The sequence below is a fragment of the Pontiella agarivorans genome, from assembly GCF_034531395.1.
Lineage (GTDB): Bacteria > Verrucomicrobiota > Kiritimatiellia > Kiritimatiellales > Pontiellaceae > Pontiella > Pontiella agarivorans.
This window is the reverse complement of the sequence record NZ_JARVCO010000002.1, coordinates 583,395-596,679: the sequence shown is the minus strand read 5'-3', so window position 1 is coordinate 596,679 and position 13,285 is coordinate 583,395. Positions and strand designations below refer to the sequence as shown.

At 52.3% G+C, this 13,285-nt stretch carries 7 protein-coding genes; all 7 read right to left on the bottom strand.

Annotated elements, in window-relative coordinates; translation table 11 throughout:
- Window positions 1–43 precede the first annotated feature (43 nt).
- Entirely contained in the window at window positions 44–3,406 is a 3,363-nt protein-coding gene (locus P9H32_RS02500) for a fibronectin type III domain-containing protein (protein ID WP_322607283.1), read from the bottom strand.
- Between the two features lie 136 nt (window positions 3,407–3,542).
- Window positions 3,543–4,169: a response regulator transcription factor gene (locus P9H32_RS02495; RefSeq protein WP_322607282.1), complete on the bottom strand. Its 627-nt coding sequence runs from the start codon at window positions 4,167–4,169 to the stop codon at window positions 3,543–3,545.
- Complete coding sequence (locus P9H32_RS02490) at window positions 4,170–6,329, bottom strand: sensor histidine kinase (RefSeq protein ID WP_322607281.1); 2,160 nt, start codon at window positions 6,327–6,329, stop codon at window positions 4,170–4,172.
- A 91-nt stretch (window positions 6,330–6,420) separates the two neighbouring features.
- Window positions 6,421–7,902 (bottom strand): alpha-L-fucosidase, encoded by a 1,482-nt coding sequence (locus P9H32_RS02485; protein ID WP_322607280.1) that lies wholly within the window; start codon window positions 7,900–7,902, stop codon window positions 6,421–6,423.
- Window positions 7,899–9,956 carry a Sip1-related alpha-galactosidase gene (locus P9H32_RS02480; protein ID WP_322607279.1) on the bottom strand — a complete coding sequence of 686 codons (2,058 nt, stop codon included), beginning with the start codon at window positions 9,954–9,956 and terminating at the stop codon, window positions 7,899–7,901. The genes P9H32_RS02485 and P9H32_RS02480 overlap by 4 nt, the downstream gene beginning before the upstream one ends.
- Window positions 9,957–10,134: 178 nt before the next feature.
- Entirely contained in the window at window positions 10,135–11,610 is a 1,476-nt protein-coding gene (locus tag P9H32_RS02475; protein ID WP_322607278.1) for an alkaline phosphatase D family protein, read from the bottom strand.
- Window positions 11,607–13,112: an arylsulfatase gene (locus P9H32_RS02470; protein WP_322607277.1), complete on the bottom strand. Its 1,506-nt coding sequence runs from the start codon at window positions 13,110–13,112 to the stop codon at window positions 11,607–11,609. Before P9H32_RS02470 ends, P9H32_RS02475 begins: the two co-directional genes overlap by 4 nt.
- Window positions 13,113–13,285 lie beyond the last annotated feature (173 nt).

Here is a 13,285-nt window from a genome sequence, read left to right as displayed (position 1 = left end):
ATGATGAAAACATTCCTGCGCCGGAGGGCGCAGGAAATCAGGATTACTGTTCGCTGATTTTCAGGTCGATGAACTTCGCTGCCGCTGTAGCCGGAACAAAGTTGGTCACCGCCTTGGTATAGTAATCAATGTTGTCTTCACCGATTTTGACGATCTCTGCATCCGGAGCAAATCCCTGGTTTACGAGATCCCCGGTGGTTTCCAGTGAATATTCAATGCCCGGCGCCGGGTCGCGCAGTTCAACATTCACGAAGATGAATCCGTTGGTGCCCATATATTCTGCCGCAGTCAGCTCCGGCAATGTTCCGGCATCGTTCGGATCATTCGGATCTCCCAGGAAAGCATACTCTTTAAGGTTGCTCACCTTATCGCCATCCGTATCTTCATTCAGATTTTCGATGTTGTTATTTTCCGCCCAGTAGTCGATCGACGGCACCGAACCGCTGACATTAATGGTCAGCTGTACCGGTTTGACGCGCAGCTGTTCATCCGAATACCAGCCGATGGCATTGATATCGGTGAAACCGAGATTTGCGCCCGTATCAAAGGAGGAAGGCTGACCCATCTCCGAACCGATGATCACCGGAAGTTCTCCGAAGTTTGCTTCCGCAATATTCGGAATATGCAACGTGCCGGTGGTGTTCCATTCCCCGCCGGTTCCATTGCCGGCCGTGTCTTCACTGACATACCAGGTGCTGCCGTTGCGGACTGCAATCTGGAACGTACCGGACGAAAGAAGCTTGTTCGCAATCCGTACATCCACGGCATTGGCAATCGCATCAACCGATGCTGTCGGTTCCGCCCAGTCGGTCGACTCCACATACCACAGCAGATCCGCCCGGGGAGCACCGCCGTTCTGACGGTATTCAAAGTTGTCCGTGGTCACTCCATTTCCGCCATTGGCATTGTCAAAACGATACCCGATGCTTCCGCGTCCATCCGTAATATCTGCGGCCAATGAATCCAGCAGAGTATAGGCATAGAAGGTCGGGCCGTTGTATTCACTGCTGGAAATCAGCGGTGTAACGGTGTTGTCGATATAGACCAGCGAACCGTTAGTCGTGAGCCCGTCCGTCAGACTGAAGTTTACATCAGCAGACCCCATATCCAGATTGACCCCATCGAACTCAAGGACGGTAACCGAAGCAAACGGTGCCCCGGCGACTTCGTCCGATTCAGCCGAACCGGCATCAAAATTCGCCCGTATGGTATACCAGTTTGTCACCCCGTTGAACCGCGGTGAGTCCAGATAGATGATATCCGTAATAGTTGCCAGCTCGACCTGATCCCCGCCGGCACTTTCTGCAAACAGAATGTCATAACTGGTGGCTTCCAGCGTCGCCGGCCAGCTCACCGTAACGCTGCGGTCACCGCCAACGGTCGCAACATCGATCGGAGCAGTCACTTCCGGGGGATAATTGGTCTGCACGACGCTCAGTGATTCCAACACCACATCCGCTTTATTGGTCAGTGTGCCGTTTGTTTTCCAGGCATTCCTGTAATGCGACATCGTGAATTTAGAGGTGGAGCTGTCATACATATTCTGTTTTCCAGAACTCACATAATACGCCAGACTCGTGTTGGTTGCTGTCAAAGAACTGAGCGTGGCCTTGGCCTGATAGACTCCGGATTCACGGGTTTTACGGATGCTCCAATCCAGCGTGATGGTTTCTGTCATGAGATCATCAGAGGTTACTCCGTCGGCTTCTTCATCTTCCGGATCCCAGCTGAGATCTTCGCGTTGCAGTTCGGCCAGTTTTGTAGAATTATCGGCAGTTTCCGTGGTGAAAAGTACCGCCACATTGCCGTCCGCCGCTAAACGCACCAGCATCAGAGCTTTTTTGCTGTCCCAGGCCACATGCGCTTCATCCTCGGCAGAGGTCAAACCGAATGAAAAAATATCCGCATTGAGAAGAGTGGCCACGGTCTGTCCTTCTGCAAGATAGGACTGCACTTTAAATTCGATGGAACCTTCTAAGGTATCGTCTGCATTGTTATCCATCAGTTTGTCCAGATAGACTGCATTGCCGATATAGTTCGTATCCATAAAACCGTTTCCAATCGTCGAAGCTTCGCCGGTCGATGCGGCATTAACGATATTGAACGCATTGGGATCAGAATTCGCTGCAGCCACCCAGCCCTGCTGACCGGCCAGATCGCCATCGGAATACCCTTCTGCAGAAGTAAACGAGGTATCCAAAATGGTTCCGCCAAAGATTTCAGTCGGCGTAGCGGCAACTTCCAGCGAATTCGTTGAATTCCCAAACCCATCGTATACCGCCTGAACGGCATAGAAATATTCGGTATTATTAATCAGGCCGCTGTCGACGAGATTGGTCCCCGTCAAATTGGTAAATGCAACACCGTAAGATCCGCTCACGGTCGAACGAAATACATCATAGCTCGAAGCCTCAGTTACAGCATCCCAGATCAGGGTAGCCTGAGCATCATACGGAAGAACCACTAAATTGGTCGGCGCCGTTAATTCCGGCGAAACGATTGATTTAATCACCGTCAGATTCTCAATATCCATATCCAGCAATCCGTTGCCGTATACCGCATAGTTTGAGGAATACGCATCCACATGACGGCCCATGGCCAGCACTGGATCTGTTGAGTTATAAACTGCTGAAGATTTGTTTTTCCCTTCGGTCGAAACCACACGCCCGCCCAGCCCGTTTGTGCGTACATCATCGACCCAGGCTCCGGTATTTTTATTGGATACACTGCCCCAGGCCAGATAATTCCCATCCGTCGTTTTCCGGATGGTCCATGACAGGTGCAGCTCATCCGACTGACAGTCACCCGCTTGCGGGTTCATACCCAGAATTTCCTGCCCGGCGGGCTCCACCCAGGTGTCGCCATCGGAAGGCGTCTGAAAAATACGAAGATCTGCATCCTGTTCGGAACAGAGCTGCATATCAAGACGGTTGTTGGCCCGGTACCGCAGAAACAGTACCGCATCATTCTGGTCTCCCTGTGACAGCCCGTTTGTGGTTGATGAGGTTAATCCGATCGTGAAAAAGTTCGCATTGGGCATGGTACCGTTTCCGGCGTAAGTACCCTGCGGAATGCTGAAACTGAAATCCATCTCCCCGCTCCACTCACTGTAGAGTTCATTTCCGGCCGATATTTCATCCAGATAGATATAACTCCCGTTTGTGGTAACCAGAAAAGCGGTATCACTGACGGAATCGTTGATCAGCCAGCTGGAGTTATCCACCGTAAACGCATCCGTACCCAGCTGCGGAACAGCATTGGTGTCAAACTGCTGCAGAACGGTCCAGTTGTTCTGTCCATTCAGATCCCCGGCCGTGTAGCTGCCAGCAGAACGGTCAAACAGGATCTGGCCATACGACAGTGCAGTTATTCCCGCCGCACAGGCGGTAAGCACGTATTTTCTCATCTTTATCCTCCATTAAGTGTTTAACGCTCCGAACTGTACTCGCCAGCCTTGCTTAGAGAGCGTTAACATCTTTTTTTACATGGAGAATCTTTTCCGTCTATCTATCCGATGGTCGATATAACCTAAAGGTTAGGTTTTAATCATCTAGATGAAGAATTCCGCGTTTATAGGCGAAAACCACGGCCTGCGTCCGATCAGAAGCCCCCAGTTTTTCACGCAAATTGGCAATGTGCAGTTTGACTGTGGCCAGTGAAATACTCAGAATATCTCCGATTTCCTTGTTACTGTTCCCCTCCGCCAACAGTTTCAGCACCTGCATTTCACGTTTGGTCAGATCGGGCTGTTTAAGCCGGTTATTCAGTTTGGTCGCAATCTGAGCCGGGAAATAGGTCCCGCCCGATGCCACCTCCTGAATCGCCCCAATCACATCGCGTACTCCGCCGGCCTTTTTGGTGAGGTACCCCTTCACCCCGGCCTGTTTCGCCAGATAAATATCCTCTTCTGAATCGAACACCGAGAGCAGAATAACTTTAGCATGCGGATCTTCGGCCATAATCTTTTTCGTGCATTCAATGCCGCTCTCGCCACCGGGCATCTGGTAGTCCATGGTGATTACATCCGGGTTTACTCTCCGGAAAACCTCCAGCGCTTCCGCTCCGCTCGCCGCTTCCCCGGCCACTTCCAATTCCGGTTCGATACCGATGGCCTCGGTCAGTCCCAGCCGCATCAGCGCATTATCATCCACCACTAAAATACGAATCATTTAACCTATCCCCCATTTCCTGAGCGAAGGCAACAACAGAAGAATACAGGTGCCTTTGCCCTTTTCACTCTCAATTTCAAGTTCGCTATCCAGCTGAGCCGCACGTTCTTTCATGCCCCGTAAACCAAAATGTCCCAGCTTCACACTTTCCGCCATATCAAAACCGCACCCATCATCCTCGATCCTAACCCGCATTGCATCTGCCTCATATTCAATCTGCACGGAAATTGTTGAAGGAGACGAATGCCGCGCGGCATTACTGACAGCTTCCTTGATAAACAGCAGCAGGTGCCGTTCGGCTTTAAGCTGCAACCCCACCGGCTTTCCGATGCAGGCATAGTCCAGCTTTGCCCCGCATTCGCGGGCCAGCGGCTCAATGGTTATTTCCACAGCGGTACACAAATCCATTTTTTCCAGCAGACCGCCGCGCAGTTCGAGAATAGTCGCCCGCGCCTCTTTGCTGCAACGGTCCACCATATTGCTCACCAGTTCCAGGGCCCGGAACTGTTTTGCAGCCGATTTCTCGACCTCAAAACGCTGGTGCTCCCGTTGATCCTGAAGCCCATTTTGTTCCGAAGACCGCAAAGCTTCCAGAAAATCCAACTGCTGCTCCCGGCTCAATTCAACCAGCCGCTGACAGCCGCTCAGTTGTATGGATGCTCCGGCCAGACCTTGTTCCAGATTATCATGCAGTTCGCGCGCCATGCGCGAACGCTCCTCCATGACCGCCTCACGCTCCACCTTTTCGCTAATAATCGTCGTCTGCCGGTCCACTGTTTTACGCAATGCGACAATCCACACCAAAAACAGGGAAGACAAACTGACCGTAATCCCCGAAAACCAGACCAATCGCCGGGTATTCCACCATGGGGCAGCCGCCAGCACCTCAACATCAGCGGGATGCCGCACCTCCAGCCGAAAACCAACCACATCGAGATACCAATGCCGCTCAGGCCGTTTCAACACATGACACAGGCCGGTCAGACGAAGCTGAGCCCCGGGCTCCAACTCTTCGTTCCGAGGCATATCCCCCGGAAGAATCACATCAAAAACCTGTCCACCGGCACGGCAACGAAGCAACTGCATGGAGGAACCGTCCTCACTGAAATATTCACTGGAATAGTCGACCAGCTCAGCCGTTACCTGAATCAGGTTAAAATTCAGCCGTGCATCAATCGATCGATCCAAATCCACCGCAATCGGTTCCGGAACACCTGAATTTCCAGTCACCTCCACCGAACCGGCAATAAATGCCGGACTCACCGGAAGCGGCTCAACGATGCCGACCACGGCCACATCATCCCCGGGTTTAACCTGTGTTGCAGGAGGAACTGAAACCCGCAACCCTGCTTTTTCGTTCCGAATATAAATCTCACCTTCAGCCGCATGAATCACCGATCCGAACGTTCGGATCGGCCGGTTCACCACCATACGGAAACGCATCAGTTCATGAATCTGGGCATCAGTTTCCACATTCATCCGAAACTCTTTTCCGGCGGTCCGGAAATCATCTGCAGAATGGACATAAAATACGCGGTCGACCATCTGTCGGTTAAGGTTAAAGATGGTTCCGGCCACTGCATTGACGTGAACAAAGCTGAACAGATGTTCATTCAGTTTCACCATGTTCTCATCAGAATAAGGAACCTGCAGATTGAGAATCCGGGAATTCCGGCTGACTTCCACCAGGATAAACTTTGAATTGGAGGATTTATTAAACGCCAGTACACGGCCGCGAACCTGAACCCAATTCGAATCCTGCCCGGTAGAAAGAAAGTCGTTGTTCTGCACAGGCTTTCCGTCAGGAACCTTCTCATGACCGACCACATCTATCCTCGATGCCTGGATGTCCGGTGCAAAACCGCCCGCGGTCGTAATTCCGCGGACGATGACAATGTCCCCCTGCTTCAAACGACCGACCGTCTGAGTGTCCGGCGGTCCTTTGACAAAAGCCCCCTCTTCTTTGCCGTCAAAAATAAACAGCGAGTTCTGGATAGGGTTCGTGCGAACCACCTGCGCACGAATCTCAACCGGCCGGCCTTCGGCGGCACTCTGCTCGTTCATCCGTCGAAGCTTGAAAATGGAATCCACGGCTGCGTGAGCCTCTCCACAGAACAAAATCAGACTGAGAGTACACAGCAATACCCGGACAAACTTCATACAATAACCTTTCACGAAATCTGAAAATAGCAGTGAGGCAATACAGGAACAAGTCTGCTCGATCACGATCCCCGGGCCGATTGCACATCCGTTATTTCCGTTCAATCTTCAGAACATAGGCAAAATCGCAGGGTTTTTCTTTCGGGAACCTGACGGTCAGCGCCTCCGGCGACTGCGTCCATTCAAGTGTCTCCTCACACCCCAGAAGTTCCAACGACTGGAATTCGCCGGGATAGATTTTTCCGGCATGGCCAAGCGTCCGGATCTTCAGCTTTTCCCCGGGCCACCCCAGAACGATGGCATAGAGAATTTTGTTCTTCTGCGTGAAGCGGATATCCTCCGCGCCCCAGTGCGGAATATTTTCATCCTTCCCGTCCCAGGTGCCATGCTGATGGTGCCCCGGCGACGTTTCTTCAGTCGGCCCCTCCCCGAAATAACTCCAGGGAACCGTATCATAGACGGCTTCGCCATTGAGCTTCAGCCAGTTTCCAAGATCGGTCAGCTGCTTCACCTGATCCGCCGAAAAAGAACCATCGGCCATCGGCGGCACACTCAACAGCATGCGGCCGTTTTTACTGGCGAGATCCACCAGCAGATCCACCAGATGGTTCGCCGACTTCATCGGATTGTTCGGATTATAAAACCACGGCGTTCCCCACTCCAGATGATGCGCCATGTTGATATCCGCCATCCAGGGATCGTACTGCAGCCCGATCAGACTGCCGTTTTCAATATCCCGCATGCCGATGCCCGGCGGAATATCGAACGACTTATAAATAAACTCCACCTCACGCCCATCCGCAGCGGCCTGATTGAAATAATAGGCCAAATGCTTCTGCTGCCACGGCTCGGGAATGGTACGGATGGCATTATCCTTTCCCGGAAGATGCCGCCCCTGAATACTGCGATTCTGCAATTCAGCCCCCACCGTTCCGCCATAACTTGTATCCACCCAGACCATATCCGGCGCGTACTTATCAATCGCCTCCTTCATGCGCGCAAACCAGCCCTCCAGCAATTGCTCATCGCGGCGTCCTTCATTGGCAGCATACAGCGGTTCCTCCTTTTCTCCGGCCGGATCCAGAACCAGCTTGTTTTCCGGCGAAACCTGACCCCAGATCGACCGGTTGTTATGGAACGACATCAGCACCTTCATATTGCGTTTCCGCAATTCGGAAACCAACTCACCGACCATATCGATTTTCGGCCCGCGTTTCGCCATCGTCCAGTCCGAGAAATCGCTGTCCCAGTTGAGAATACCCGACCCATGCCACGCCACCGGACCGGCAAACTGCGCCCCCGCTTTTTCGAACAGATCAACCCATGCTGCGGCATCAAACTTTTCACCCCGCCACATCTCAAAAGCCTCAGGGCGGGAGATTTCATTCCCTTTCTGTTTTTCCACAAGCTGAATGGTCTGCGGCCCCCAATGGCAGTAGATGCCGAACTTCATACCATCCAGCCACTCCGGCACGGAATGCCGGCGCAACGAGCTCCAGTCTTCTTCATATTTTTCCGCTGAAGCACTGACGGCCAGCAGCATCAGCATGATGAGCATCATCGTATTTTTCATTGTTCTCCTTTTCGTATCGTAATAACCGCCGGTTCAGCCGTTGCAGGCCATTCCGCAACAAACAATCCGTTTCCACAGGATTTAAACACGGCCCCGTCAACATATGGAACGCCCTTTTCCAGCCATATCGCCAACGGCCCCGCTTCATGCATCCTGACAGAAAGCTCTTTTTCATCGCAGTGCAGCACATCAACCGCCGCCGCAGCCAGATATTTATCCGGACGTCCAATCACAGACCATCCGTTCTGAACCGGACTCAGCTGAAGCAGGTACTCCCCGAAACCGGCGAGTTTCACCCGATATCCGGAGCAGGGCAGTTTGACGGCCGACCGGGTCTGAAAATCATAAACCAGCAATCCTTCTTCCGGAATATTCCAATCCCCGGGAAACGGCTGAATCATGCCCGACGCCGACGAATAGTGCTCAGGTTTAATGATCGTCTCCAACACCGGCTCTGCACGCTTTCCATCACCCTGCAGATTAAAACAGGCAAAAGCTGCAGAACGGTTCGGCAACGGAGACATCGTACGAAAAATCCGCATCGTGTTTTCGTTCATAAACAGGTCTTCCGGCAGCGGTGCACCGGGAGCCAGCGGACGCAGCAGCCGTCCGTCCGAATAACAAAGCGGCCAGACCACTTCCGGAACAAGCCGGTCCGGGGCATCGGAAAGATAGGCCGGTCCTCCGGATAACGCCTTGGAAACGGCCATCATCCGTGCGGCCAGTTTATCGGAGGAATGAAACATATCGTGATCCCCCCACGCCACCTGCCCCAGCCAGGGGATGGTACTGAAATTGGTGAAAACGGACCGCCGCGCACGTTCCACCGTCAGTTTATAATCCGGACCGCAGCGTCCAACGACACTGTTTCCAGAATTAAAAATAAAATGAGGAACGTGCCAGTTACAGTTCAGCACCCCGTCAAACCGTTCTTCTGCCACACTCTGGTAAATACGCGAATAGAGAGCCGCCATGGCAGAAGGATTCCCGATGGCCTGCTCATTCGTCTCCGGAAAATCAGAAGCCGCTTTCTGCGTTTCCGTTCCGGCAATAAAAGGCAGCAGGGTTCCGCAGAAATCAACTTTTATAAAATCGATATCATCCTTTTCGGAAGAGCTGAACAGATACTCCATGAACATGCGGATCGAACGGGCGTCCGGTTTCGGAACCGCCTTCCCGTTCCGCAATGTCATCATGGCATCCGAAAGAGCCGGAGGGTTCCCCGGCTCCAGTCCTTTGGCCTCACCCAGCAGTGCATGCCACATCCCCACCCAGGAAATACCCCGGTCATTTCTAAGGGCGGTCAGCGGCGCATATCCCTCCGGAAAAGTATCCCTCTTCGGCAAAAGCGTCTGAGCCGAAAAATGCCCGTCATCCACCAGCATGTAGCGAATCGGCAGCTCATTTTCTTCCAATGCCTGGAAAACGTTTACCAGCAGATCGGAACGGATTTCTTTTTTAAACTCCTCCCATGAGCACCAGCCGAGATAGTTGAACATTTCTGGATAAGGTTTCTGCCCGCGCAGTTTCATATGGTCTCTGATCGGCTTTGTTTCCGCCGCCAGTTTCCAGACCTCGGAAGCCGCTTCATAGGGCGACGCTGACCGCGACCATGCCACCACCGGAAGGTTTCCCGAAACCGTTGCAGTACCTTTGGTCCCCAGTTTCAGTTTCAGCTCTCCGTCGTCCGGCGCAAACCACGCCCAGGCCTGATCCCCGCAGAGCGGAAGCACTGCCAGAAAAGAACCGTCGTTCAGTTCCAGAATCGAAAATAAACCGCCCTCTTCAGAATCACGGGAAAGCACTTCACCGCAAACGCGGTTTCCTCCATAGGGCCACCATTCCCCGCGCCAGTAAGCCGCCTGTTTAACCGCCGGTATTTTCAGCGCATAAACCTCCAGAACACCGCTGCTGTCCGGGGTGCCGCTGTAATCCCTCAAGACTTCAACCCCGTTCCTGCTGCGGGACAGATCAAGCACGTCAGCCCCACAGGGGGATACCCATAGACAGAACACACCAACGAGATAACCAACACCCAACAACCACCCAGACATACGCCCACTCTCCTTTTGTTATACAGAAAATGCAGAACAACCTGTATTCCGAACCGAATCAATCTATCTAATAGAATACACCACGGTTCCCCGGACAGGAATCCGACCGGAAAAGGCCCGTTTCTACAAAAAGAATTCCCCATCCGGACGTTATATTTTAACGGCTCCTTTACCCCCTCTAAGCCGGAGTCAGCTCGCTTCGTTTCAGCGTGATCGAATAAATCTCTTTTCCCGATTCGTGAATCAGACGCATCGTCACCTCGGGATCCGGTTTGGAACTGTCGATATCAAATTCACTGAATGCATACTCAGCGGCAATACCGTAAAGTTGCGTTTTCCAGGCCGGATCCTTTGCCGGCGGTCCAATCCGCCCGCCGAAACAGGCACCGCCGAATTCGTAAAACTTAAATCCGTTATTCCGCGGAATGGTAAAACCGCGCGCACCGTGCCGATCTCCGGAAATCAGCAGAACACCGCCGATTTTATGCTCTTCAATAAAACGGAAAAGCTCCTCGCGGCCCTCTTTATCATATCTGCCCCAGGAGTCCTTTCCATTGGAAACATAATCGCTCCACATGGTTCCGCAGGAAAGAATGATAAACGGTGCTTTGCTCTCCAGCAGCTGCTTTTTCACCCAGTCCATCTGCGCTTTACCGAGAAAGGAGTTCAGTCCTTTTCTGTGATCCCGGAAATAGCGGTTGTCGATCATAATCACATCCGCCGGACCGATCTGTGTTTTGAAAAAGATACCGCTCCGTTCTTTCTCAAATCCGTATTGGGGATTCACCCAGGTCTGCATCCACAGATCCCGGACATTCGACCGATCCTCCGCTGAAAACTTTCCTTCAACCAGACCGCCGATATCATTGCCCGCATAATCATGATCATCCCAGGTGGCATAAACCGGAACTTCCGAACAGAATGTCGTCCACCGGGGCGTCAGATCGCGCAGCATGACATCAAAACGGGCTGCACCGGTTTTACCCAGCCGATCCTGTACTGCGCTGTCTCCGATCATCAGCAATGCACTCGGCCTGCGTTTCCGGACCAGATCCATCTGCGGATGCCCCAGTCCCCAGCGGTGCCAGCAGCTGCCCCAGGCAATGCGGGTGATTCCCGGCTTATCCGACGTGGTACGAATCACGGTATTTCCATTGAAACGAATCGGTTTCCCGTCAATCCGCACACGGTATCCGGTTTCGCTGCCCGGTTTCAGTCCATCAACCCGGATCACGGCCGTCAGATCACTTTCCTCCAAACTGTCAACCGGTCCGAACATCCGACCGTTCGCTTCAACGGTAACTGAAGCCGGCTTTAACGTCCGGATCCATACCGATGCCCCCGTTTCTGAAATACAACCGAGCATCGGACCGCCGAGATGAGTCATTCCGGCATCCGCACAACGTTTAACAATTTCCGGATGCCGCATCAGTTCCGCAAACGTCTGATTTTTCTCCGCAAACAGAATGGGATGCGAAGCCTTAAATAAATTCTGAATGGATTTCGGCTGTTCTCCATGAAGATTGAGAATTCTCAGACTGACATCCAGCGCCCCCTTTCCGAGCTTCTGATGAATCGGCAGTTCTTTTCCGGCAACCCGATGCCCGAACAGACCGAACACCGCTGATGCCGTTGTAAATTTTCTCCGATTCATTCGTTCCCCTTTATTTTGTATTTTATACCGGAATTCCGCGCCCAGGCATTCCACTGCGTACTCATATGTAGCAACCGCTCAGGATAAGCTTCAGAAAGATCATTCAGCTCCGTGCGGTCTTCGGAAAGATTGAACAGCTCCCACCGCTTCAGCTCTTTGGCATAGGCAATTTTCCAGTTGCCATCCAACATCGCACGATTCCCGGCAAATTCCATAAAGACCGGCTTATCGCGGTTACGCTCTTCGCCCTGCAAAACCGACACCAGCGTTTCACCGTCGAGCGGTTTCTTTTCAACCGGGATATCCTCAACCGGATCCAGACCCGCAACCGTCATAAACGTAGGCTGAAAATCAATGATATGCCCAACGGCATCCGTCCAGCTTCCCGCCGGAACCGTAACCGGCCAGCGTACCACACAGGGGGTACACATGCCCCCTTCATGACCATAGAGTTTAAACTTCCGGAATGGTGTGTTCGCCGCATTCGCCCAGTTCAAACCAATCGACCGATACGATCCGCGCGCACCGATTTCCGCCTGTTCAACGCAATCATAATTATGCCATTCCCGGCTGGCCCCGTTATCGGACAGAAAAAAGATCAACGTATTTTCTGCCGTACCGGTTTCATCCAGCAACTTCAACACACGGCCGATCTGCTGATCCATCCGGTCCACCATTGCCGCATGAATTTCCATCAGCCGTTGATAATGCGCATCTCCAGTCCATATTTCAGTTTTGGGATCCAATGGAGAAAGCTGCACCAAGGAATCAATGACGCCGAGCTCAATCATCCGCTGATATCGTTCCTCACGCAGGACTTTCCAGCCTTTGGAATAACGCCCCTTATATTTTGCAATATCCTCAGGAAGGGCATGCAACGGATAGTGCGGAGCCGTATAGGCCAGATGAAGAAAATAAGGCTGTTGAGCCTCTATCGATTTTTTTATTTCTTCAAGTGCATGATCGGTGAATGCATCGGTTGCATAAAAATGGTCAGGAAATTCGATGATCCGTTTTTCATTATGCCCGAAATAACGCATGCCGAAATTGGGCTTATCGGGATCGGTGGGATAAAAAAAGCTTGAGCAGCCGTCAAACAGGCCATAGCTCTCATCAAAACCGCGATCTATCGGAAGACTGCCTTTTCTATGCCCGAGATGCCATTTTCCGCTGAGGATCGTACGATAACCCGCCATCTTCATAGCTTCCGGCAAGGTCAGACAATCCTGCGGTAACAACCCGCCCTTTCCCCGATTCGGATAGCGGCCCGACATCAGCGACGCCCGCGTGGTGGTGCACTTCGAATTATTGTAAAAATTACGAAAACGCATCCCCTCCTCGGCCAGCCGGTCAATATTCGGCGTTTCAATTTCACCGCCATAACAGCCGATATCGGAATACCCCATATCATCTGCAAGAATCAGGATGATATTCGGCCGTTCAGATCCCGCGACAACCCCCGACAGCAACAGAACCCCAATAAAGCATATGAACCGACTCATTTTTATCTCTCCCTGCCTATTTTTGTAATCTTTGCATACAAAAGGGCGTTTATAACCCGTTGTTCTGGACAATCCTTTTGGCTAGATGGCTCATCTACGATTCCGGATCGGCGGCCCGAATCTCTACCCTTATCCCTTTCCCCACACAACCTTACGATGACGAAGCGGATATT